The following is a 21,874-nucleotide window of genomic DNA, read 5'->3' as shown; positions in this document are numbered from 1 at the left end:
GCATCTTCGGCCCGCGGTACATACCACCTCATCGCCCGCGGCGTGCCGAAATGAGGCAGCAAAGTGTCGCGATCTGCGGTCGATTCTTTACATGATGACAACGTGCGGCCTCCGGCTGGGCTGGCAGCATGGCAGGCCACACGCCACTTCGTTCAAAGGGGTGAACGCCTTGTCCCGCACGCTTTTTGACAGCCAGCCGCCGCTGGAAATCGTTGCGCGACAGGCGATACCCGATATCGCCGCCACCCGTCCGGCGATGCCGTTCTACCGTTCCCCTCGCAACCTGCCACCACCCGCCTTCGACGAGTGGAGCTGGCAGCTGCGCGGACTCTGCCGGGACCATCCGGCAGAGGTGTTCTTCCCGGAAGAGGTTCGGGGCCGCCCGCTGCGCAGGCGGGAGGACGCGGCCAAGGCGATCTGCCAGGCCTGCCCGGTGCTGGCCCGCTGCCGCGCACACGCCCTCTCCGCTCCCGAGCCCTACGGCATCTGGGGTGCGATGACGGCCAGAGAGCGCGCCGTCAAGCTGAGCGACAAAGGCTAGGCCCGCAACACGCCCAGCCGGCGGATCGCCTCTTCCATGGTGTCGTCACGCTTGCAGAAAGCGAAGCGCACCAAGTGATTCCACAAGTCCGCATGCGGTGCCTCGGGATCGCAGAACGCCGACATCGGGATCGCGGCCACCCCGGCCCTGTGCGGCAGCTCGGCGCAGAATTGCGTGCTGTCCGAATACCCGAGGGGCCGTGGGTCGGCGCACAGGAAGTACGTCCCGCGGCTGTCGTGCACCTCGAACCCGATGTCGGCCAGGGCGCTGCCAAGCCGATCACGTTTGGCCTCGAATGACTGGCGCAGGTCGGCCACCCAGCCGTCCTCGTTGTTGAGTGCGTGGGCCACCGCGGGCTGGAACGGGCTACCGCCCACGTAGGTGAGGTACTGCTTGGCGGCGCGCACCCCGGCGATCAGATCGGCCGGCCCGCAGGCCCAGCCGATCTTCCAGCCGGTGACGTTGAACATCTTGGCCGCGCTCGAAATGGTCACCGTGCGCTCCGCCATGCCGGGGTAGCGGGCCAGCGGCAGGTGCTCGACCCCGAACACCAACTGCTCGTACACCTCGTCGGTGATCACCAGCAGGTCGTGCTCGATGGCCAGCGCCGCGACCGCGCGCAACTCGGCGTCGGAGGCCACGGCGCCGGTCGGATTGTGCGGGGAGTTGAGGATCAGTGCGCGGGTGTTGGGTGTCACGGCCCGGCGCAAACCTTCGATGTCGATCGCGAACCCGGCGCCGTCGGCGACCAGCGGCACGGCGGTGCGTACGCATCCGGCCATGGCGATCACGGGGGAGTACGAGTCGTAGAACGGCTCGATCACCAATATCTCCGCGCCCGGCTCGACCAGGCCGAGGACTGACGCGGCGATGGCCTCGGTTGCGCCGACGGTCACCAGCACCTCGGTGTCGGGGTCGTAATCGATGCCGTAGTGGCGCTTGCGCTGCGCGGCGATCGCATCGCGCAACTCGGGGATGCCGAGACCGGGCGGGTACTGGTTGTGGCCCTCGGCGATGGCGTTCTGGGCCACCTTGAGCATCTCGGCCGGGCCGTCCTCGTCCGGGAAACCCTGGCCGAGGTTGACCGCGCCCAGGCGGCTGGCCAGCGCAGACATCTCCGCGAAGATCGTCACCGCGTACGGCTGCAGTCTCTGCACGGTCATGCCGTCGAGAGTAGATGTGGTTACCCACCGAGACTGCGGTGAGATCGTGAAAATCGGCGAATTCGCGTTCTGGACGCAGGCTCGGTGGTCTGGACGCAGGCTCGGCGATCATGACGCCGGGAATGATTGCCGCACCCTCGACGCTCTAAAGCGGCGTGAACTACAAACTGAACGCCGACGCCGCATTGCTGCAGCCGATCCAGGTCGGCGACACCGTCGCTACCAACCGTCTGTTCATGGCGCCGCTGACGCGTTCGCGCGCCGACGCCGATGGCACCCCGTCGCCGTTGGCCGCGCAGTACTACACCCAGCGCGCCGGAGCGGGTCTGATCATCAGCGAGGCCACGGCCGTCGCCGAGACCGCCAACGGGGCCTACATGAACACCCCGGGCATCTACACCGACCGCCATCAGCACGGCTGGGCCGAGATCGCCGACTCGGTGCATGCCGCAGGCGGCAAGATGTTCGTTCAGCTCTGGCACGTCGGCCGGATGGCACACCCCGACATCAGCGGGTTCGAGGCCGTCGCTCCCTCGGCGATCGCGGCCGATGTGGTCACCCACACGCCCTCCGGCAAGAAGGCTCTGGAGACGCCGCGTGCGCTCGACACCGCCGAGATCCCGGTGATCGTCGAGCAGTTCCGGGCCGCCGCGCGCCGCGCGATCGACGCGGGCATGGACGGCGTGGAGATCCACGGTGCCAACGGCTACCTGCTGCACCAGTTCGCCTCCGATGTGGTCAACCAGCGCACTGATGCCTACGGCGGTTCGCCGGAGAATCGGGCCAGGCTGACCGCCGAGGTGGTCGAAGCCGTCGTCGACGAGATCGGCGCGGGCCGGGTCGGGCTGCGTATCTCACCCGGGAACACTGCCGGCGGCATGCACGAGAACGACGCCGTCGGCACCTACGAGGCGTTGTTGGAGCGCATCGCGCCCCTCGGGCTGGCCTACCTGCACCTGCTCATCGACCCGGCCGAGCACACGTTCGGCGTCATCCGCGCGTTGTGGTCGGGGACGTTCGTCCTCAACACCGGTCGCGCCAGCGGCACCGACTTCTCCCAATTGGAGGGCTACGCCGAGTGGGGTGCGATCAGCGCGGCCGCGGTCGGGCGGGCATTCCTTGCCAACCCTGACCTGATCGACCGGCTGGTCCTCGGTGCGGAACTCAACGAGCCCGACATGGCGACGTTCTATGCACCGGGGCCGGTGGGCTACACCGACTACCCGACGCTGCTGGCCGTCGAGGAGCCCCGCTCGGCCTGATCTCGGTCGTCCAGTGGCCACTTATGGCACGCCGAATTGCCAACGGCGTGCCGTAAGTGGCCACTCGTGCATCTGCGTAAAGGATGATGCTGAGCACAGGCCCAACCAACGGGTTGGGCGAGCCTGTTAGGCTGCGGTCAGCGTGCTGCCCACATTCGCTGGGCGGTTCCACAACCCAACCTGAACCTGGACGCCGATACGGCAGGGGAGCAGACATGTCCGAAGAAGCCTTCATCTACGAGGCGATCCGTACGCCCCGTGGCAAGCAGCGCGGCGGCGCACTCAACGAGATCAAGCCGGTCAACCTGGTTGTCGGTCTGATCGAGGAGATCCGCAGCCGTTACCCCGACCTGGACGAGACGCTGATCAGCGACGTCATCCTGGGCGTGGTGTCCCCGGTCGGCGACCAGGGTGGCGATATCGCCCGTACCGCCGGACTGGTGGCCAAGCTGCCCGAGACCACCGGTGGTTTCCAGCTCAACCGCTTCTGCGCGTCGGGCCTGGAGGCCGTCAACCTGGCCGCCCAGAAGGTTCGTTCCGGCTGGGACGACCTGGTGCTGGCCGGCGGTGTCGAGTCGATGAGCCGCGTCCCGATGGGCTCCGACGGCGGCGCCTGGGCGTCTGACCCGGAGACCAACTACCGCATCGGCTTCGTCCCGCAGGGCATCGGCGCCGACCTGATCGCCACCATCGAGGGCTTCTCCCGCGACGACGTCGACGCCTACGCGGCGCGGTCGCAGGAGCGCGCGGCGGCGGCCTGGTCCGGCGGCTACTTCGCCAAGTCGGTCGTCCCGGTCAAGGATCAGAACGGCCTCGTCGTCCTGGACCACGACGAGCACATGCGTCCCGGCACCACCGCGGCTGACCTGGGCAAGCTGAAGTCCGCGTTCGAGGGCCTCGGCGCGATGGGCGGCTTCGACGACGTGGCGCTGCAGAAGTACCACTACGTCGAGAAGATCAACCACGTCCACACCGGTGGCAACAGCTCGGGCATCGTCGACGGTGCCGGCCTGGTGCTGATCGGTAGCGAGAAGGCGGGCCAGAGCCAGGGCCTGACCCCGCGGGCCCGCGTCGTGGCCACCGCCACCAGCGGCGCCGACCCGGTCATCATGCTCACCGGCCCCACCCCGGCCACCCAGAAGGTGCTGGATCGTGCCGGTCTGACCGTCGATGACATCGACCTGTTCGAGCTCAACGAGGCCTTCGCCTCCGTCGTCCTGAAGTTCCAGAAGGACCTCAACATCCCGGACGAGAAGCTCAACGTCAACGGTGGCGCCATCGCTATGGGCCACCCGCTGGGCGCCACCGGCGCCATGATCACCGGAACCATGGTCGACGAGCTCGAGCGTCGTGGCGCTCGGCGTGCCCTGATCACGCTGTGTATCGGCGGCGGCATGGGCGTGGCCACCATCATCGAGCGCGTCTGAGAGGGCTGAGAACCAATGGCTGAGAACACCATTCAGTGGGACAAGGATGCCGATGGCATCGTCACCCTGACGCTGGACGACCCGACCGGTTCGGCCAACGTGATGAACGAGCACTACAAGGAATCCATGCACAATGCCGTGGAAAAGCTTGTAGCTGAGCAGGATTCGATCACCGGTGTGGTCATCACCAGCGCGAAGAAGACCTTCTTCGCCGGTGGCGACCTCAAGGGCATGATGAACATCGGTCCGGACGACGCCGCTGAGGCGTTCGAGATGGTCGAGACCATCAAGGCCGACCTGCGCAAGCTGGAGACCCTGCCCAAGCCCGTCGTGGCCGCCATCAACGGCGCCGCGCTCGGCGGTGGCCTGGAGATCGCGCTGGCCACCAACCACCGCATCGCCGCCGACGTCAAGGGCAGCCAGATCGGTCTGCCCGAGGTCACCCTGGGCCTGCTGCCCGGCGGTGGCGGCGTGGCCCGCACCGTGCGCATGTTCGGTATCCAGAAGGCCTTCATGGAGGTCCTCTCGCAGGGCACCCGCTTCAACCCCACCAAGGCCAAGGAGACCGGTCTGGTCGACGAGCTCGTCGGTTCGGTCGACGAGCTGATCCCGGCCGCCAAGGCGTGGATCAAGGCCAACCCCGAGGCTCACACCCAGCCGTGGGACGTCAAGGGATACAAGATCCCCGGCGGCACCCCGTCCAGCCCGGCGCTCGCCGCGATCCTGCCGTCCTTCCCGGCGCTGCTCAAGAAGCAGCTCAAGGGCGCGCCGATGCCCGCACCGCGGGCCATCCTGGACGCCGCTGTCGAGGGCGCGCAGGTCGACTTCGACACCGCCAGCCGCATCGAGAGCCGTTACTTCGTCTCGCTGGTCACCGGCCAGACCGCCAAGAACATGATTCAGGCGTTCTTCCTGGACCTGCAGGCCATCAACGGCGGCGCCTCGCGTCCCGAGGGCATCGCCAAGCAGGAGATCAAGAAGATCGGTGTGCTGGGCGCGGGCATGATGGGCGCCGGTATCGCCTACGTGTCGGCCAAGGCCGGCTACGACGTCGTGCTCAAGGACGTCACGCAGGAAGCCGCTGACAAGGGCAAGGCGTACTCGGAGGGCATCGAGGCCAAGGCGCTCAAGCGTGGCAAGACCACCGAAGAGAAGTCCGCGGCGCTGCTCGCCAAGATCACCCCGACCGCCGATCCGCAGGATCTCAAGGGCGTCGACTTCGTGATCGAGGCCGTGTTCGAGAACCAGGAACTCAAGCACAAGGTGTTCCAGGAGATCGAGGACATCGTCGAGCCCAACGCGCTGCTCGGCTCGAACACCTCCACGCTGCCGATCACCGGTCTGGCGACCGGCGTGAAGCGCCAGGAGGACTTCATCGGTATCCACTTCTTCTCACCCGTCGACAAGATGCCGCTGGTGGAGATCATCAAGGGCGAGAAGACCTCTGACGAGGCCCTGGCCCGCGTGTTCGACTACACGCTGGCCATCCGCAAGACCCCGATCGTGGTCAACGACAGCCGCGGCTTCTTCACCTCGCGCGTGATCGGCACCTTCGTCAACGAGGCGCTGGCCATGCTGGGCGAGGGCGTCGCGCCCGCGTCGATCGAGCAGGCGGGTTCGCAGGCCGGTTACCCGGCCGCGCCGCTGCAGCTGTCGGATGAGCTCAACCTGGAGCTCATGCACAAGATCGCCACGGCGTCCCGTAAGGGCGTCGAGGACGAGGGCGGCACCTACGTGGCGCACCCGGCCGAGGCCGTCGTGGAGAAGATGATCGAGCTCGGTCGCCCGTCGCGCCTGAAGGGTGCCGGCTTCTACGAGTACGTCGACGGCAAGCGGACCCAGCTGTGGCCCGGCCTGACGGAGACGTTCAACTCCGGGTCCTCGACCCCGCCGCTGCAGGACATGATCGACCGCATGCTGTTCGCCGAGGCGCTGGAGACCCAGAAGTGCATCGACGAGGGCGTGCTCACCTCGACCGCTGACGCGAACATCGGCTCGATCATGGGTATCGGCTTCCCGCCGTACACCGGTGGTTCGGCCCAGTTCATCGTCGGCTACGAGGGCCCCGGTGGCGTCGGCAAGGCGGCGTTCGTCGCCCGCGCCAAGGAGCTGGCCGCCCGCTACGGCGACCGCTTCCTGCCTCCGGCCTCGCTCGAGAGCTAAGCACCAAACGTCAAAAGCCCCCGGCGCAAGTCGGGGGCTTTTGCGTGCGCGGGCATCGAGATTGCGCTCAGGGCTGTTGATCTCGCGATTTCACGACCCTGTGTGCAATCTCGATCTCAGCCGGGGTTCGAGTACTCCCGCACCGGCGTGATCAGGACCGCGGCGCGGCGTTCCTCACGCATGACGCGGTCATAGGTGTCCCAATCGTCGTGGGTGCCGCCGGCCGCCTCGAAGACGGCGCGCAGGAGCAGCCGTAACTTCTCGGCGTCGGTGTCAGGGCTCGGATCGTCGGGCCCGATGATCTCGGCAGTGCCCTCGACGGTCACCCATTGCCAGCCGGCCCGGGCGACAACGGTGGCCCGCGGATCGGCGCGCAGGTGCCGCAGCTTTCGGGCGCCGCCGATCGCCACGAGGGCGACGACGGGTTCACCGGTGCGCGGGTGCGCCATCACCCCGGCGTTCACCACCGAGGACTGGATGCTGCCGTCACCGCGCAGGGTGCTCAGCACACAGAGCCCGTGATCACGGGACAGCATGTCGGCGAAGGCGGAAACCTCGGTCATGACTGCCCCTCAATCCGCCACGTCGAATGCGGCGTGGATCTTCGTCGGTTTGACCCGCACCACGAGTTCACCCGGCACCCCGTTGCGCCGGCCGAATTCCTTGGCGCGGTCGGCGCCCATGTAGCGGCCGCCGGTGCGGGTGGCGATGTCGAGAAGCTCGCCGGGATCCTCGCTGATCGACGCCACGCCCTGGATCTGGACGAACCCATACGGCGGGTTGGAATCGTCGACGCACAGCACCACGCGCGGATCGCGGGCCAGCGCGCGGCCCTTGGCGGTGTCCTTGCCGGTGTTGAAGACCAGCGCGCCGTCGTCGACCACGAACCACACGGGCGCCGCCAACGGTCGGCCGTCAGCCGCAACCCAACCCAGCACCGCGGTGCGGGTGCCTTCGGACAGGAACGCGATCACGTCATCGGAGAGTTCGCCCATGTGGCCACGCTACGCCGCGCCCGTGCCCGCTCACCCCGTCAGCGACGCCGGCCAATTGGGCAGCGGCATGGTGTCGTAGAGCCGCACGCCCTTGGTGTTGAGCCGGGCGAGCGACTGGACCAGGCCCAGTGGCAGCAGCGAGACCACCTGTCCCACGCCCACGAGTGCGCGGATGCCCCAACCACTGGTGGGCACCACGGTTTTCGCGTTCACGCGGGCCAGTTTCCGGCTGCCGACAACCGGCGCGAGCATCGTGCGTTCATAGGCCGCGAACGCCGCGGCGTAATCGTCACCCGCCCGCACCATCTCGGCGGCCAGGACGTAGGCGCCGTATACCGCCAGGCTGGTGCTGCCGCCGACGGCGGGCCCGGGGCAGTAGCCCGCATCCCCGACCAGCGTCACCCGGCCACGCGACCACGTCGTCATCTCCAGCTGCGTGATGGCGTCGAAGTAGAACGTCGGCGTCCGCGGCACCTCGTCGAGCCAGCGGTCCACCTCGGGGCTCATGTGCTCGAACGCGGCGCGCAGTTGCGCCTTTTGGCGCTCCGCATCGCGGTAGTCGTAGTCCAGCGGTCGGCCAGGGCGGAAGATGTACACCGCGCGGGCGTCGTCGAGATGGTCGGCGGTGTAGATCCCGGCCATGTGCCCGGGTTTGAAGTAGCCGGTCATCTCGCCGTCACGGGCCATGTCCTTGGGCACCGAAACCACCGCGAGATATCCGCCGAGGAAGCTCTCGGAAACGTTGTCGCCGAACGTCAGACGGCGCACACCCGAGTGCAGCCCGTCGGCTCCCACCACCACGTCGAAGCGCCGGGGTGGGTTGTGCTCGAAGGTCACGTCCCCGTCGGGCGAGATGGAGGTGATGGTGTCGCCGAAGAGATACTCGACGTCGTCACGTCCGGCCTGGAAATAGATCTCGCTGAGGTCGTCCCGCATGATCTCGACGTGCCGGTCGGACATGGCCCCCATGATCTTGACGTAGTCCAGGCGGGTCGGGCGCGACGCGCCGGGTCGATGGACGATCATCTGGGTGGTCCCGGTGGCGTGCGCCTGGATCTCGGACAGCACGCCCATGCGTTCGGAGATCTCCATTGCGGGGCGGAACAGGTCGACGGCGTGACCGCCGGTCTTGCGCAGTGCGGGTGAGCGTTCGACCACGGTGACGTCGACTCCGTGTCGAGACAGCCAGTAGGCGAGTACGGGCCCGGCGATGCTGGCGCCGGAGATGAGTACCTTCACGATGCCCCCTTACTTAACGGTCGGTAAGTGCTTCCGTCGTGAGCTTACCTATCGTTAAGTAAGTTAGGGTGGCTACGTGGCCAAGCCTGCACTGGATACCCGGCAACGCATCCTGGATGTGGCGCGCGAGCTGTTCACCGAGAAGGGCGTTGTGCGCACGAGCCTGCAGGACATCGCCGACCGCCTCGGCATCACCAAACCCGCGTTGTACTACCACTTCCGGTCCCGTGAGGACCTCGTCCGCAGCATCGTGCAACCGCTGATCGACGAGGGTGAGGCCTTCATCGCCGAGCAGGAAGGCAAGCGGGGCGCCGCCCGGGCATCGCCGCGGGAGCTCCTCGAGGGCTACTTCGACTTCCACTACCGGCACCTGGCCGACCTCGTGCTGATCGTCTCCGAGCTGACCACCCTGGCCGATCTCGGGCTGATCGACCAACTGCTGGCCTGGCGGGCCAGGCTGGGTGTGCTGGTGTTCGGCCGGCGCCCGACGCTCGAACAGTCCACCCGCGCGGTCATCGCGTTCGGTGGCCTGCAGGACTGCTGCCTGCAGTTCCCCGATGTGCCCTATGAGCAGTTGCGTACCGCGACCGTGGATGGCGCGATGGCTGCGTTGGGGTTCTGAATCGGCCGAGGGTCAGGCTGAATGTGCGAACAGATAATGCCGCGCCCGGCTGGTGCCGTTCTGATCCATCGCGGGCTCATCTCCGCTGGAGAGCAATGTCCAGCCGTCCTTGAATCGGCGTTGGACTTCCTCGAACCCGATGCCGGGTACGCCCATCGACGCTCCCGGGATGAAGGCCACGATCAGCAGTTGCGCACCGGGCGCGGCCACCGCGCTGACTTCCCGTACGTAGGCGTCGCGGTCGGCGGCACTCATGCCGTGCAGACAACCACTGTCGATGATCAGCTGGAATCCTGCCCCGATGCCAGATGAACTCAGTTGTGTCACATCGGCTTTGACGAAGATGACGGGCAACCCGCCGGCTTTGGCACGAGCCTTCTTCAGCGGTTTGACCACATAGTCCACACCGGTGACCCGCCAACCGTGCCGGGCCAGGTACACCGCGTTGTCCCCGGTCCCGCAGCCCAGATCGAGCGCGGTCCCGGGTGGTGACAACGGGTGGGTGGTGCCTTCGACGAGCTTGGTGAGACTGTGCGCCAACGGGTGGCCGTCCCAGGGCGTGAACCCGAGCCGGTAGAGCCACCGGAACAGCCGTTGGCGCGAGCTCATGGCGTCACAGCGACCCCAGGTCTGAGGACAGCCAGTGCTCGGGCTTGAGGAACACCGCGACGCTCTCACCGTGCTCACGGCGGGCGAACTCCAGATACGGCTCCACCTTCTCGGGAGCCAGGTAGCGCTTGGTCATCTCGACGAGCTGCTCGTCGGTGCCCGGTTCGATGCGGGAGACCGCACCGTCGACGGCCACGTAGCGCACCGTCGGCTCCAGCTGCTCGACCATCAGCGTCACGTGTCCGGCCGCCTCGATCAGCCGGTGCTTGCGTGATCCCACCCCGGTCAGCACCCACGGCTCCCCACCGGGGGTGTACTGGTACCAGATGGGGACGGTCAACGGGCCGCGCTTGTCGCCTGCGTACACCGACAGGGCGGCGATGTGCGGCTCGGCAAGAAACTGTTCGCGTTCTTCCTTGGAAAGGGCCATAAAACTCAGGCTAGCCTCGTGCCACGACACACGTCGGCGTCGTAGAGTCGGGGTCCATGCGCTTCGGACTCTTCATCCCGCAGGGCTGGCGCCTTGACCTCGTCGACATTCCCACCGAGAACCACTGGCCGGTGATGCGTGACCTGGCTGCCTACGCCGACGCAGGCAGCTGGGACTCGCTGTGGGTCTACGACCACTTCCACACCGTGCCGGTCCCCACCGACGAGGCCACCCACGAGGCCTGGACGCTGATGTCGGCCTATGCCGCGACGACGTCGCGGATCAAGCTCGGCCAGATGTGCACCGCGATGAGCTACCGCAATCCGGTCTACCTGGCCAAGATCGCTGCCACCACCGACATCATCTCGGGCGGCCGCGTGCAGATGGGCATCGGCGGCGGCTGGTACGAGCACGAATGGCGGGCCTACGGCTACGGCTTCCCGTCGGCCGGGGTGCGGCTGGGCCGCCTCGACGAGGGCGTCCAGATCATGCGGGACGCCTGGCGCGACGGGCGGGTCAGCTTCGACGGCAAGCACTACCAGGTCGACGGCGCGATCGTCGCTCCGAAGCCTTTGCAGGACAGTGGCATCCCGATGTGGATCGCCGGCGGCGGAGAGAAGGTGACGCTGCGCATCGCGGCCAAGTATGCGCAGTACACCAACTTCACCTCCGAACCCGAGGGCTTCGCCCACAAGTCCCAGGTGCTGGCCGACCATTGCCGCGACGTCGGAACCGACTATGACGCGATCGTGCGATCGGCCAACTTCAACGCCGTCATCGGCGACTCCGAGGCCGATGTCGCCGACCGTGTCGCGCGGTTGCGGGCGCGGCAGGCGCCGGTGGCAGGGGAGGCTTCCGTCGACGCCATGCTCGCCAACGCCACCGCGCCCGAATCGGCGAGCGGCACACCCGAGCAGGTGATCGAGAAGCTGCAGCGGATGCGCGACCTCGGTTGCGAGTACGCGATCCTGTACTTCCCGGAGGCCGCCTACGACCGGTCCGGGATCGAACTGTTCGAGCAGAAGGTCATCCCGGCGCTGAGCTAGGTGGACCGACCGCGGACGTCGTCCGTGCGCAAAGGCCGTCAAACGTACATCCGGTGACCGGTAGATGACCAGAGGTGGCATCTCGGGTTACGTCTGTGTTGTCGCTGGGAGTCGGGTGGGTGCTCCATGATCCCCACGTGACGCTGATATCACGGGAATTCGGGAGCGGAAACGTCTCTGCCCCGACAGTCGGGGCCGATGTGGCCGCGGTGCTCAACCCCCTGCCGCGCATGGTTTCTCGCGCGGCCGCCGCGATCGACTGTTCCAGGCCCGTGCACAGCGCTGACATCGCCCAATCGCGGCTGTTCGAGGACATTCTGGTCGGCGAAATCGCCGAGCTGCGGGACCTTCTCGCGGCCACCGAGCTGCGGTGGCGACGCCTTCGGGAACGCAGCCGGGTGGCCGACGCCCCGATGCCGGAAGCGCTTGTCCGCCTGCACGCGAGGATCGCCGAGGCCGAGCGTCTGCTGGTGCAATTGCGGTCCCGGTTCGGCTACGACGGAGATTCACTCCGGGTGATTTGAACTCCGGCCCGCTCGGGCATCGTGGTGATGCCCGAGCGGGGCCGTCGGTGGTGCCGGGAGTCCCTCAGTCGGGCACGGCCGACACCTGATAGTGGGCGATGCGCCAGTCGTCGTCACGGGTGACCAAAACGCTGAGGTTCAGCGGGATCCCCGTGCCGTCGGGACGCGTGAAGTCCGCGCGCAGGTAGCCGAGCACGACGTTCTCGGCAGGCCGGCGGGTCTCGTTGATCCGGTAGTCGACGGTCAGGCCGACGGGCTGCGACTCGTAGTAGTCGAACACCCCCGGCCGGCCGACGCTGTAGGGACGCAGCCCCTGGAAGATCGCGTCCTCGGTGAACACCGCGGCCACTCGCCGGGGATCGTGGGCCGCGATGCCGGCGCGCCACTCGTCGAGTACGTATCGGAGGATCTCCGCCGTGTTTTCCTCAATGCCCGGCACTTTGGCCTCCGTCCACATGCAGGATCTCGCCGGTCACGAATCCGGCGCGTTCCAAGTACAGCACTGCGTCGACCACGTCGTCGATGTCGCCCATGTGACCTACCGGATGCAGCGCCGACAGGAATTCGTGGTTCTCGGGCGCGTGCATCGGGGTGCGGATGGTGCCCAGCGCGACGGCGTTGGACCGGATACCCCGCGACGCGTACTCGATGGCCAGCGCCTTCGTCGCCGCGTTGAGACCGCCCTTGGTCAGCGACGCCAGCACCGAGGGCACCTGGGAGTTGGCGTGGTCGACGAGGCTCGTGGAGATGGTGACCACATGGCCGCCTTCGCCGTGGGATTCGATCGCGGCGATCCCGGCGCGGGTCAGTTCGAAGAAGCCGCGCTGGTTGACTCCGGTGACGGCGTCGTAGTCCGCGTCGGTGTATTCGGTGAAGGGCTTGGCGACGAAGATGCCTGCGTTGTTCACGATGGTGTCGACGCGGCCGAAGCGCTCGACGGCGGCGTCGATCAGTTGCTTGCCCACGCCGGGCTGCCCGATGTCGCCGGGCACGGCCAGCACCATCGGATCGTCGCTCTCGCCGATGTTTCGGGAGTTGGCGACGACGGCGTAGCCCAGCTTGCGGTAGCCCGCGACCAGGGCCTCGCCGATGCCCTGGGAGGCGCCGGTGATGACTGCGACGTGTGGTGTGGTGCTCATGGGGTGGTCTCCCTTTTCTCGGGTCTGGTCTGATGCACAGCTCAACGTGGTCGCGGGCGATGTCATGTCCGTTCGGCGGGACCTGTTGGCTCTCTGCTGAGAGGCTGCGCCTACTACGCTCGAACCGTGGAGCTACGTCAGCTGCGCTATTTCGTCACCGTCGCCGAGGAGCTGAACTTCGGCCGGGCAGCCGAGCGCCTGCGTATCGCGGGGCCGTCGCTGTCCCAGCAGATAAAGGCATTGGAACGCGACCTCAAGGTCACCCTGTTCGACCGGGACCGGCGTTCGGTGGCGCTGACCCAGGCGGGCACCGCGCTGCTGCCCGAGGCGCGGGCCCTGGTCCAGGCGGCCGATGAACTGCGCAGGCGCGCACAAGGTCTGGCGGTGTCGGAGCCGGTCCGGATCGGGTATGTGAACTGGTGCCCGACCGATTGGGCCGAGCGGGCCTCGGGGGTGGCCCAGGTGCGGGTGGACACCTGGGTGATGCCGTCGCACGCGCAGGCTGCCCGGGTCGCCGAGGGCAGCCTCGATCTGGCGATCTGCTGGGTTCAGAACGCCGACCTGGAGTCACTGTCGTTGCAGGCCAGGCTGATTGGGGTGGACCGGTTGTACGCCTTAAGCACCGGCACCGACGAATCCCCGGTCAGTGCGCGCGACACCACGGTGCTGGTCGACAACGATGCGGCGAGTTGGTCGTCGTGGAATCGCTACGGCGAACTGTTCGCCGCGGCCGTCGGGGCGCCGGTGATGCGCACTGACGACGGCGGCGTCACCGGTCCCACGTTTTTCGAGCATGTCCGACGGCTGCGCCGGCCCGTCCTCAACAACCCCAAAGGGCAGGGCGCGTCATTGCCCGCGGGCCTGGTGCGTCGCCCGGTGGTGACTCCGGCGCCGTTATGGACGTGGTCGTTGGTGTGGCGTCGCGACGAGACCAGTCCGGCCGTCCTGGCCGTGGTCGACGAGTTCACTCGCGGCATAGGTGATCTCGGGCTGAACGCCCCCGATGTCTGGGTGCCGGACGACGATCCGCATCACCCCGGACACCACCGCGGCGGCTGACACCACGAGCGCGCCCACCAGCAGCGCGGGCGCGAAACCGCGGTGCAGCAGCGGCGCAACCACGAGCGGTCCGAGGATCTGGCCCACCGAGTACCCGGTGGTGAGCAGCGCGACGGCACGCGGATACCGCAGCAGCCGCCCCGCCGCCAGGGCCAGTGTGCTGACACCGATGAAGGTTCCGCCGAAGAGCACCGCGCCCACCAGTGCGGCGGTGACCCCGCCGACCATGCCGGCCACGGCGATCCCGACGGCCTGCAGTGCCAGCGCCGCCACGAGCAGCACCGGGTGCGACCACCGGCTGCTCAGCGCCGCCCACAGCGCTGCCGAGGGCACGGTGGCGAGGCCGACGACCAGCCACGTGCTCCCGCCCAGCCACGCCGGTGTTCCCTGGGCGACCGCTGCCACCAGGAAGGTGCCGGCGATGATGTAGCCGATTCCTTCGAGGGTGTAGCTGGTCAGCAGCAAGGTGAACGGGCCGTGGGCGGGCCGGGTATCACCGGCCGGTGCGGTCGCGGTGCCGTGCGGGGCGGCAGGCATCGACCAGGCGCCGACACCCAGCAGGGCGGCCACCGCGGCCGCGGCCCACCAGGCCGCCTTCCAGTCACCGGTGGCCAGCACCAGCAGTGCCGACAGTGCGATGCCCGCACCCACCCCGCCGAATCCCCAGCCGGCCAGGTGCGCGGGATGCCCGTGCAGGTGCTCCAGCATGGTGTTGACGGCGATCACGAAGACCAGCGCACTGGTGAACCCGGCCACGCCGCGCAGCACGGCCCATTCGAATGTGTTCGTGGACAACGGCATCGCGGCCAGGCTGGCCGCCATCACCGGCAGGCACACGCGGCACACCGTGATCGAGCGGGCCAGTCGCGGCCAGATCGAACCCGCCAGGGCCCCGGCGAGATAACCCACATAGTTCGCCGTGGCGAGCACGGCGGCATCGTGGGCGGTGAGACCGGCCTGCGCCGACATCAGCGGCAGGATCGGCGTATAGACGAAGCGGCCGATACCCATCGCCGAGGCCAGTGCCGCCGCGGTTCGGGCCACGTGTCCGTGTGTGCGCATCGGCCCATCGTGGGGTGTGCGGATCCGATATCGCCACGACCGAAAGACTCACAGCTGGAAGGCGGTGGCTCTCACCGGAGCGCTGTGGCGTTCTGTCCGTATCGCTCACGGTTCGTCGACGGGAGGTGGCACGATCTGTGGGTATGGAGAAGATCTCGCTCACCGCGATTGCCCGTCAGCAGTTGGCCTCAGCCCGCGCGGCCAGCAGCGGGCGCAGTGCCCACACGGTCTACGGCGGCCATGAGCACCAGCTGCGCCAGACCCTGATCGCACTGACCGAGGGAAGCGGGCTCGACGAGCATGAGAGCCCGGGTGAAGCCACGCTGCAGGTGATCGAGGGCAGGGTGAAGCTGGCCAATTCCGAAGCGAGCTGGGAAGGTTCGCCCGGCGATCACATCGTGATCCCGCGGACGCGGCACAGCCTGCAGGCACTCGCGGATTCGGTGGTGCTCCTGACCGTGGTCAAGGCCATGGGGCCGCACACCTAGAGGTTGACCCTGGCATTAACCTGATACCGCCGGTACTGTATACCCCGAGTCCGGGTCGGCTTCCCGGCGCTCATGGGGAGGTGGCCGGATGACCGTGCCCAGCGCGCAAACCGCAGGCAGCACGTGCCCAGTTCGCGGGAACGGGGCACTGCACCCGCCGCGCTGGGCACCCACGCCGGTGCGCTGGCAGCACACCGAGGTCGGGTACCTCAAATCGTGGTGGCTGGCCCTCAAGGCGATCCGGGCCGGCTACCGGCACACCATCTACGAGTACGCCACCGAACTGCCGGGCCAGGACGACATCGTCGTCGCCCGCACGCCGCTGGCCAAGTTCGTGGTGGTGCGTAATCCCGACATCGCCCGTCACGTGCTGGTGTCCAATCAGGACAACTACGCCAAGAATGCCGAGTACGACCTGCTGGCTGTGGCGTTCGGGCGGGGCCTGGTCACCGATCTCAATGATGAACTGTGGCAACGCAACCGGCGTCTGGTCCAGCCGATCTTCGCCAAGCGGCAGGTGGATGCGTTCGCGCCGCAGATGACCGAGGCCAGTGTGGCCGCCGCCCGGCGCTGGGAGGCGAACCTGGCCGCCGGCCAACCGGTGGACATCGCCGCCGAGATGAACTACGTGACCCTGGACATCATCGCCCGCACGATGTTCGGCATCGAGCTCAACGGCCGGCTCGCCGAGCAGATGCGCACCGACTTCGCCCGTCTGTTGACGCTTTTCGGCTACGGGTTCCTTCTCGGGGCGGCCCGGCCGCTGCGCCGGATCGCCGAGGGGTTTTCGTCGCCGCGGTTCTCGATCAACGCGTTGCGGCGCGGAGCGTGGCTGGTGGCGCCCCGGGCACGGCGCGGACTGCGGCGCATCGAACGGTTCATCGACCAGCTCATCGCCGACCACCGCAGCGGCAAGATCGAGCGCACCGATAATCTGCTGGCCCTGTTGATCGCAGCCGAGGACCCCGAAACCGGTTACCGCTACAGCGATCTGGAGATCCGCGACGAGGTCATGACGTTCCTCGGCGCGGGCTTCGAAACCACCGCGGCGGCGCTGGCGTGGACCTGGTACCTGCTGTCGCAGAACCCGGATGCGCGCGACCGGCTCGGGCGTGAACTCGACGATGTGCTCGGCGGTCGGGAACCTACCGCGGACGACGTCGAGAACCTGCCGTGGACGCAGGCCGTGGTGGCCGAGGCTATGCGCGTCTACCCGCCCATCATGGGTGTGGCTCGGGTGGCGAAATCCGATGACGTGCTGGGTGATTACCCGATCAAGGCCGGCACCAGCGTCGCCATCCTCACGCACAGCGTGCACCACAACGAGCGGGTGTGGGAGAACGCCGACAGCTACGACCCGGAGAGGTTCCTGAAGGAGAACCTCGACGGACCGCAGCGTCGCGCCCAGATGCCGTTTGGGGCGGGCCGGCGGATGTGCGTCGCCTCAGGTTTCGCCAGCTTCGAAGCCACGTTGGTGATCGCCACGCTCGCACAGCGTTTCGAGCTCGACCTCGTGCCGGGTCAACGGCTACGCCGCGAGCTCACCTTCACCGGAGGCCCGGACGGTGAATTGCTGATGACGGTGCGTAAGCGGGCTATCCGCGGTGGCTGAGCACGTTGACGACGTTGCCTGACTGATCGGCGAAGAAGAATCGACGCACACCCCAGTCCTCGTCGGTCAGGGGATGCACGATTTCCAGCCCCGCCTCGACGGCAGACGTATACGCGGCGTCGACGTCGTCGACCTCGATCGAGACCGACGGATTCACCGGGGCGGTGGCGTCCTTCGTCATCAGACTCACCTGATGGCGGCGCTCCGCATCGGCCAGCGTGATGATCCAGCCGTGGTTCATCACCTCGGCCAACCCGAGCGTCCGGGTGTACGCGGCGGCGGTGGCCGCGGCGTCGGACACCGTGAGCACGGGCATCACCCGCCGCACCGTCATATCGCGGGGCCAAGCAGGTCGTCGGCGTCCTTGATGACGTAGCCGTAGCCCTGCTCGGCCAGGAAGCGCTGCCGGTGGGCCGCGTACTCGGCGTCCAACGAATCACGCGAGACCACGGAGTAGAACACCGCACCGCCGCCGCCGGCCTTGGGCCGCAGCAGCCGGCCCAAACGCTGCGCCTCTTCCTGGCGGGAGCCGAAAGTGCCTGAAACCTGAACCGCGACAGACGCTTCCGGTAGGTCGATGGAGAAGTTGGCGACCTTGCTGACCACCAGCGTGGAGATCTCGCCGCGCCGGAACGCGTCGAACAGGGCCTCGCGCTCGGAGTTCTTCGTCGACCCCTGGATCACCGGGGCGTCCAGTTCCTGGCCCAGTTCCTCCAGCTGATCCAGGTAGGCGCCGATCACCAGAGTCGGCTCGCCGGGGTGGCGCGCCAGGATCGAGCGGACCACCGCGATCTTGGTGTGCACCGTCGAGCACAGCTTGTAGCGTTCCTCGGGTTCGGCGGTGGCGTAGAGCATCCGCTCGTTGTCGGTCATCGTCACCCGCACCTCGATGCACTCGGCGGGAGCGATCCAGCCCTGGGCCTCGATGTCCTTCCACGGCGCGTCGTAGCGCTTCGGGCCGATCAGCGAGAAGACGTCACCCTCGCGGCCGTCCTCGCGAATCAGGGTCGCCGTCAGGCCCAGCCGCCGCCGGGACTGCAGATCGGCGGTCATCCGGAACACCGGTGCCGGCAGCAGGTGAACCTCGTCGTAGATGATCAGGCCCCAGTCGCGGCTGTCGAACAGCTCCAGATGCTTGTATTCGCCCTTGGTGCGGCGGGTGATCACCTGGTAAGTCGCGATGGTGACCGGCCGGATCTCCTTCTTCTCGCCCGAGTACTCGCCGATCTCGTCCTCGGTCAGCGAGGTGCGGGCCACCAGTTCGCGCTTCCACTGTCGCCCGGCCACGGTGTTGGTGACCAGGATCAGTGTCGTCGCGCCGGCCTTGGCCATCGCCGCGGCCCCGACCAGGGTCTTACCGGCGCCGCAGGGCAGTACCACCACACCGGAGCCGCCCGCCCAGAACGAGTCGGTGGCCATTTCCTGGTAGTCGCGCAGCGCCCAGCCGTCCTGGGCCAGCTCGATCGGATGGGCCTCGCCGTCGACGTAACCGGCCAGGTCCTCGGCCGGCCAGCCGATCTTGAGCAGCATCTGCTTGATGTGGCCACGGTCGCTGGCATGCACGATCACGGTGTCGTCGTCGATGCGCGCGCCCAGCATCGGGGCGATCTTCTTGTGTCGCAGCACCTCCGTGAGCACGGCGCGATCCAGGCTCACCAGGACCAGGCCGTGCACAGGACTCTTCACCAACTGCAGCCGCCCGTAGCGGGCCATCGTGTCGACGATGTCGACCAGCAGCGGCTGCGGTACCGGGTAGCGCGAGAAGCTGACCAGCGCATCGACCACCTGCTCGGCGTCGTGGCCGGCGGCGCGGGCGTTCCACAGCGCCAACGGGGTGATGCGGTAGGTGTGCACGTGCTCGGGGGCACGTTCGAGCTCGGCGAACGGCGCGATGGCGGCGCGGGCCGCCCCGGCCTGCTCATGGTCGACTTCGAGCAGCACCGTCTTGTCGGATTGGACGATCAGGGGGCCGTCAGTCATGTGCGGGGGGTCCATTCACTCACGGCGGGAAAACTCATCCCGTCCATTATTCCGAATGAGCCGACATCCGCATTCGGCACCGTGCCTCCGAGCACGTGGCCGGGTCAGCGCGGCGCCGCCGCCGTGGGTGCGGCGGGCCGGGCCGCACCGCCGGACGGCAGCGGTACCTGCCGCACTCCGGGGGTTCCGACGGCGCCGGCCAGCCAGGGCAGCGTCTTGGTCAGCACCTCTTCGGCGAACGGCCAATCGTGTTTGCCCGGCAGGGCAGTGATGGCGCACGAGATGCCGCGGCTGCGGCCCAGGTCGCACAGGGTGTGCGCGGCTTCGGTCTGGTCGCCCGGATTGCCGCCGGCGTCCTGCCCGCCGAGGCCGACCGCGTCCGGATTGGCCTGGTGCGACCCGCGCTTGACCGGGGCGTCCGAGGAGATCACGAACCAGCCGGACACCCCCTGGTACCTGCCGTGCTTGTCGATCACGGTGGCCGGATCGAAGGTGGACCAGGCCGCGGCATCGCCGCCGTAGAGCCTGGCAATGGTCTGATCCTTGGTGCCGGCGTTGGGCCCGGTGTCGCCGGCGATGTCGACGAAGCTGCTGAACAGCTCGGGATGCATCACGGTCAGGTCCACCGCACACGTTCCGCCCATCGACCAGCCGACGACACCCCAGCCGGTGTCGCGAACGCCGAACGTGCTGGTCAGAAAGGGTGGCACATCCTTGGTGAGGTGATCGGCGACGTTGCCGCGCGGCCCGTTGACGCATTCGGTGTCGTTGTTGAAGGAGCCGCCCACGTCGACGAAGACGAAGACCGGGGTGTTGCCGCCGTGGCCGGCGGCGAAATCGTCGATGGTGGCGATCGCGTTGCCGCTGCGCGCCCAGTCGGCAGGGGTGTTGAACTCGCCGGCGATCATCATGACCACCGGAAGCTCGGGTGCCGATGCGGCGAACCAGGCCGGTGGCAGGTACACCAGTTCGTCGCGGTGTTTGAAGCCGGATTCGTCCGCGGGAATCGTGACGGACACCAGCTCTCCGTGGGACGGGACGTCACCTCGTTGGCGCTGGTCGAGAGCTGTGGCCAGATCGGTCTCGCCGGGCAGGGGCCCGGCGGTCACCTCGTTCCACAGTGCCGTGACCGTGGGGAAGTAGCCGACCCAGAGGTTGACCGCCACGCCGACGCTCAGCAGGCACAACGGGACCGCGGCCACCGAGGCGGTCCGCCTGCGCCAGTGGCTGCCGCGCCAGCCCAGCGCCAGCACGGCCGCCGCCAATCCGGTCAGCCCGATCCATATCCACAGCTCGGCTGGTGCGGGATCGCCCGCCAGGCCCTGCGAATCGATGAACCAGCGGGCCCACGCCGCCAGGCCCAGTCCGACCGCGATCGCACACGGCAGCCAGATCAGGCGCCAGCGCCGGGTGCGCCAGCCGATCGCCGCGATCAACGCCACGGCCGCTATCACCTGCAACGTGGGGGGCAACCAACCGTGCAGCAGGGACACGCCTCGGTACGCCGGAGGCACCTGATCCGCCGCCGTCAACATCGTTGTCACGTCGCCATATTCATGAACGGCTCTGTGAGCGGGCTGTGTTTCCAGTTTCCCCGAGCTAGGAGCGGCGGTGTCGCGGCTAGTCGGTGTCGGCCGACACCACCGACGTGACGCGGTGGATGGCGAACTCGCGCACTCGCCCGGCAGCCGGGTCGAATGCGGTCAACTGACCGCCGCGCACGTTGATGGGGGAGACCACCCGCTGAGTGGCCACCCCCGCGGGGTCGACGTAGCCGATCACGACGGAGGTCTGGTTGATCGCGGCGTCCTGCAGCTGGGTGATGGCCATGGCCGGGTCGAGGCGCACGCTGGCGAACGGCCCCGACGCCACCTTGCGCAGTACCGCGACGATCGCGCCGAGGGTCTGGGCGGTCGGCGCGGTGGGCGGGCGGTACACCCGGCGCCGGGTCGGTGCGACGACACGCGCGCCGCGGGCCCTGATGTCGACGACGGTGCCCGTGGAGTCCTCGGCGGCCGGCGCGAACCCGGCTTCGCGCAGCACCGTGAGCACGTCGGCGATCGGCGCCTGGGATACCGCCACGGTGGGGGCCAGCAGACGCAGCTCGAGGCGGTCGGCACCGGGCGAGGCGACCGCCTGGGCCAGCAGCGCGGGGTCCTCACACCGCAGGAACGACGTGGCCATCCCGACACGCAGTTGGCCGTGGCGGCGCGCCACGTCGTCGATGAGATACGTCAACCCTTGCGGCACCGGGGTTTTCGAGTGTTTCTCGAACAGGGAGTGCAACTCGCTGGCGGTCCGGCCGGCATCGAGTGCGCGCCGGATGGACGGTTCGCTGATCCGGTAGACCATCGCCGCGCCCGCCGATTCGACGGTGGCGACCTCGGCCAGATGCTCGGCCAGATCCCGCTCCAGCGGGCCGGGCACGATCACCGTCAGGTCGGCCTGCAGCAGGAAGTGGTCGAGCGGTTTGGGCAGCGCCTTGGCCATCGCCGCCAGCACGTCCTCGTCGG

The 21,874-nt window shown here is 68.0% G+C and carries 22 protein-coding genes and 1 pseudogene; 10 read left to right on the top strand and 13 right to left on the bottom strand.

Going from position 1 to position 21,874, the window contains the following annotated elements; genetic code table 11:
• Positions 1-169 precede the first annotated feature (169 nt).
• Positions 170-541, top strand: a complete 372-nt coding sequence (locus TX88_RS23860) for a WhiB family transcriptional regulator (RefSeq protein ID WP_322786872.1) — start codon at positions 170-172, stop codon at positions 539-541.
• Here the strand turns inward: TX88_RS23860 and TX88_RS23855 are convergent.
• The gene (locus TX88_RS23855) at positions 538-1,704 is read right to left on the bottom strand and encodes a pyridoxal phosphate-dependent aminotransferase (RefSeq protein WP_044520382.1); all 1,167 of its coding nucleotides are present in this window, start codon (positions 1,702-1,704) and stop codon (positions 538-540) included. The genes TX88_RS23860 and TX88_RS23855 overlap by 4 nt on opposite strands.
• A 155-nt stretch (positions 1,705-1,859) precedes the next feature.
• On the opposite strand from TX88_RS23855, the gene TX88_RS23850 reads away from it, so the two are divergent.
• The 3 genes from TX88_RS23850 to TX88_RS23840 all read left to right on the top strand — a co-directional run bounded on the left by TX88_RS23850 (position 1,860) and on the right by TX88_RS23840 (position 6,556).
• Positions 1,860-2,966 (top strand): alkene reductase, encoded by a 1,107-nt coding sequence (locus TX88_RS23850; RefSeq protein ID WP_044520381.1) that lies wholly within the window; start codon positions 1,860-1,862, stop codon positions 2,964-2,966.
• A gap of 215 nt (positions 2,967-3,181) precedes the next feature.
• Positions 3,182-4,393: an acetyl-CoA C-acetyltransferase gene (locus TX88_RS23845; RefSeq protein ID WP_044520379.1), complete on the top strand. Its 1,212-nt coding sequence runs from the start codon at positions 3,182-3,184 to the stop codon at positions 4,391-4,393.
• 15 nt (positions 4,394-4,408) lie between these two features.
• A complete protein-coding gene (locus TX88_RS23840) occupies positions 4,409-6,556 on the top strand; it encodes a 3-hydroxyacyl-CoA dehydrogenase NAD-binding domain-containing protein (protein WP_044520377.1) in 2,148 nt (715 codons plus the stop codon).
• A 116-nt stretch (positions 6,557-6,672) separates the two neighbouring features.
• Here the strand turns inward: TX88_RS23840 and TX88_RS23835 are convergent, their stop codons facing one another.
• From TX88_RS23835 to TX88_RS23825, 3 genes are read right to left on the bottom strand one after another with little or no spacing between them, the layout of a single operon-like run.
• Positions 6,673-7,119 carry a TIGR03618 family F420-dependent PPOX class oxidoreductase gene (locus tag TX88_RS23835; RefSeq protein ID WP_044520375.1) on the bottom strand — a complete coding sequence of 149 codons (447 nt, stop codon included), beginning with the start codon at positions 7,117-7,119 and terminating at the stop codon, positions 6,673-6,675.
• A 9-nt stretch (positions 7,120-7,128) separates the two neighbouring features.
• Complete coding sequence (locus TX88_RS23830; protein WP_044520374.1) at positions 7,129-7,551, bottom strand: PPOX class F420-dependent oxidoreductase; 423 nt, start codon at positions 7,549-7,551, stop codon at positions 7,129-7,131.
• Between the two features lie 30 nt (positions 7,552-7,581).
• Positions 7,582-8,790 (bottom strand): FAD-dependent monooxygenase, encoded by a 1,209-nt coding sequence (locus TX88_RS23825; protein ID WP_044520373.1) that lies wholly within the window; start codon positions 8,788-8,790, stop codon positions 7,582-7,584.
• A 76-nt stretch (positions 8,791-8,866) separates the two neighbouring features.
• Here TX88_RS23825 and TX88_RS23820 point away from each other — a divergent pair, with 76 nt between their 5' ends.
• Complete coding sequence (locus TX88_RS23820) at positions 8,867-9,412, top strand: TetR/AcrR family transcriptional regulator (RefSeq protein WP_044520371.1); 546 nt, start codon at positions 8,867-8,869, stop codon at positions 9,410-9,412.
• 12 nt (positions 9,413-9,424) lie between these two features.
• Here the strand turns inward: TX88_RS23820 and TX88_RS23815 are convergent, their stop codons facing one another.
• The gene (locus TX88_RS23815; RefSeq protein WP_044520370.1) at positions 9,425-10,021 is read right to left on the bottom strand and encodes a class I SAM-dependent methyltransferase; all 597 of its coding nucleotides are present in this window, start codon (positions 10,019-10,021) and stop codon (positions 9,425-9,427) included.
• 4 nt (positions 10,022-10,025) lie between these two features.
• Entirely contained in the window at positions 10,026-10,451 is a 426-nt protein-coding gene (locus TX88_RS23810) for a pyridoxamine 5'-phosphate oxidase family protein (RefSeq protein WP_044520368.1), read from the bottom strand.
• 56 nt (positions 10,452-10,507) lie between these two features.
• Between TX88_RS23810 and TX88_RS23805 the strand changes: the two genes are divergently transcribed.
• The gene (locus TX88_RS23805) at positions 10,508-11,497 is read left to right on the top strand and encodes an LLM class F420-dependent oxidoreductase (protein ID WP_044520367.1); all 990 of its coding nucleotides are present in this window, start codon (positions 10,508-10,510) and stop codon (positions 11,495-11,497) included.
• Positions 11,498-11,634: 137 nt separating this feature from the next.
• Positions 11,635-12,021 carry a hypothetical protein gene (locus TX88_RS23800; RefSeq protein ID WP_162563207.1) on the top strand — a complete coding sequence of 129 codons (387 nt, stop codon included), beginning with the start codon at positions 11,635-11,637 and terminating at the stop codon, positions 12,019-12,021.
• Positions 12,022-12,085: 64 nt separating this feature from the next.
• Here TX88_RS23800 and TX88_RS23795 read toward each other — a convergent pair whose 3' ends face one another.
• Together TX88_RS23795 and TX88_RS23790 are read right to left on the bottom strand one after the other, a co-directional pair.
• Positions 12,086-12,460 (bottom strand): SgcJ/EcaC family oxidoreductase, encoded by a 375-nt coding sequence (locus TX88_RS23795; protein WP_244438596.1) that lies wholly within the window; start codon positions 12,458-12,460, stop codon positions 12,086-12,088.
• Entirely contained in the window at positions 12,447-13,160 is a 714-nt protein-coding gene (locus tag TX88_RS23790; RefSeq protein ID WP_044520362.1) for an SDR family NAD(P)-dependent oxidoreductase, read from the bottom strand. Before TX88_RS23790 ends, TX88_RS23795 begins: the two co-directional genes overlap by 14 nt.
• Positions 13,161-13,286: 126 nt before the next feature.
• Between TX88_RS23790 and TX88_RS35760 the strand changes: the two are divergent.
• Positions 13,287-13,457 (top strand): annotated as a pseudogene (locus tag TX88_RS35760) (LysR family transcriptional regulator); the annotation flags it as partial.
• A gap of 597 nt (positions 13,458-14,054) precedes the next feature.
• On the opposite strand, the gene TX88_RS23780 reads toward TX88_RS35760, so the two are convergent.
• Positions 14,055-15,281 carry a YbfB/YjiJ family MFS transporter gene (locus tag TX88_RS23780; RefSeq protein ID WP_044520360.1) on the bottom strand — a complete coding sequence of 409 codons (1,227 nt, stop codon included), beginning with the start codon at positions 15,279-15,281 and terminating at the stop codon, positions 14,055-14,057.
• A 143-nt stretch (positions 15,282-15,424) separates the two neighbouring features.
• On the opposite strand from TX88_RS23780, the gene TX88_RS23775 reads away from it, so the two are divergent.
• Together TX88_RS23775 and TX88_RS23770 are read left to right on the top strand one after the other, a co-directional pair.
• Positions 15,425-15,769 carry a cupin domain-containing protein gene (locus TX88_RS23775; protein ID WP_044520359.1) on the top strand — a complete coding sequence of 115 codons (345 nt, stop codon included), beginning with the start codon at positions 15,425-15,427 and terminating at the stop codon, positions 15,767-15,769.
• An 88-nt stretch (positions 15,770-15,857) separates the two neighbouring features.
• On the top strand, positions 15,858-17,381 hold the full coding sequence (locus TX88_RS23770; protein WP_044520358.1) for a cytochrome P450: 1,524 nt from the start codon (positions 15,858-15,860) through the stop codon (positions 17,379-17,381).
• Here the strand turns inward: TX88_RS23770 and TX88_RS23765 are convergent.
• The 4 genes from TX88_RS23765 to TX88_RS35310 form a co-directional block, all read right to left on the bottom strand.
• Positions 17,365-17,715, bottom strand: a complete 351-nt coding sequence (locus TX88_RS23765; protein WP_044520357.1) for a VOC family protein — start codon at positions 17,713-17,715, stop codon at positions 17,365-17,367. The two genes, TX88_RS23770 and TX88_RS23765, sit on opposite strands and share 17 nt — an antisense overlap.
• Entirely contained in the window at positions 17,712-19,361 is a 1,650-nt protein-coding gene (locus TX88_RS23760; protein ID WP_044520356.1) for a DNA repair helicase XPB, read from the bottom strand. Before TX88_RS23760 ends, TX88_RS23765 begins: the two co-directional genes overlap by 4 nt.
• A gap of 104 nt (positions 19,362-19,465) precedes the next feature.
• Positions 19,466-20,896, bottom strand: coding sequence for an alpha/beta hydrolase (locus tag TX88_RS23755; protein ID WP_044520355.1), 1,431 nt, complete (start codon positions 20,894-20,896; stop codon positions 19,466-19,468).
• Between the two features lie 85 nt (positions 20,897-20,981).
• Positions 20,982-21,874, bottom strand: an 893-nt coding sequence (locus TX88_RS35310; RefSeq protein WP_044520352.1) for a helicase-associated domain-containing protein, incomplete at its 5' end; no start/stop codon positions are given.

It is taken from the genome of Mycolicibacterium septicum DSM 44393 (assembly GCF_000455325.1).
Lineage (GTDB): Bacteria > Actinomycetota > Actinomycetes > Mycobacteriales > Mycobacteriaceae > Mycobacterium > Mycobacterium septicum.
This window is presented reverse-complemented; position numbering and strand designations above follow the sequence as displayed.

Bases quoted from the DNA above. Each gene is read 5' to 3' on its own strand.
- TX88_RS23835 (WP_044520375.1), bottom strand. From the start codon at position 7,119: ATGACCGAGGTTTCCGCCTTCGCCGACATGCTGTCCCGTGATCACGGG.
- TX88_RS23765 (WP_044520357.1), bottom strand. From the start codon at position 17,715: ATGACGGTGCGGCGGGTGATGCCCGTGCTCACGGTGTCCGACGCCGCG.
- TX88_RS23790 (WP_044520362.1), bottom strand. From the start codon at position 13,160: ATGAGCACCACACCACACGTCGCAGTCATCACCGGCGCCTCCCAGGGC.
- TX88_RS23830 (WP_044520374.1), bottom strand. From the start codon at position 7,551: ATGGGCGAACTCTCCGATGACGTGATCGCGTTCCTGTCCGAAGGCACC.
- TX88_RS23775 (WP_044520359.1), top strand. From the start codon at position 15,425: ATGGAGAAGATCTCGCTCACCGCGATTGCCCGTCAGCAGTTGGCCTCA.
- TX88_RS23815 (WP_044520370.1), bottom strand. From the start codon at position 10,021: ATGAGCTCGCGCCAACGGCTGTTCCGGTGGCTCTACCGGCTCGGGTTC.
- TX88_RS23810 (WP_044520368.1), bottom strand. From the start codon at position 10,451: ATGGCCCTTTCCAAGGAAGAACGCGAACAGTTTCTTGCCGAGCCGCAC.
- TX88_RS23770 (WP_044520358.1), top strand. From the start codon at position 15,858: ATGACCGTGCCCAGCGCGCAAACCGCAGGCAGCACGTGCCCAGTTCGC.
- TX88_RS23845 (WP_044520379.1), top strand. From the start codon at position 3,182: ATGTCCGAAGAAGCCTTCATCTACGAGGCGATCCGTACGCCCCGTGGC.
- TX88_RS23755 (WP_044520355.1), bottom strand. From the start codon at position 20,896: ATGTTGACGGCGGCGGATCAGGTGCCTCCGGCGTACCGAGGCGTGTCC.
- TX88_RS23805 (WP_044520367.1), top strand. From the start codon at position 10,508: ATGCGCTTCGGACTCTTCATCCCGCAGGGCTGGCGCCTTGACCTCGTC.
- TX88_RS23760 (WP_044520356.1), bottom strand. From the start codon at position 19,361: ATGACTGACGGCCCCCTGATCGTCCAATCCGACAAGACGGTGCTGCTC.
- TX88_RS23780 (WP_044520360.1), bottom strand. From the start codon at position 15,281: ATGCGCACACACGGACACGTGGCCCGAACCGCGGCGGCACTGGCCTCG.
- TX88_RS23855 (WP_044520382.1), bottom strand. From the start codon at position 1,704: ATGACCGTGCAGAGACTGCAGCCGTACGCGGTGACGATCTTCGCGGAG.
- TX88_RS23840 (WP_044520377.1), top strand. From the start codon at position 4,409: ATGGCTGAGAACACCATTCAGTGGGACAAGGATGCCGATGGCATCGTC.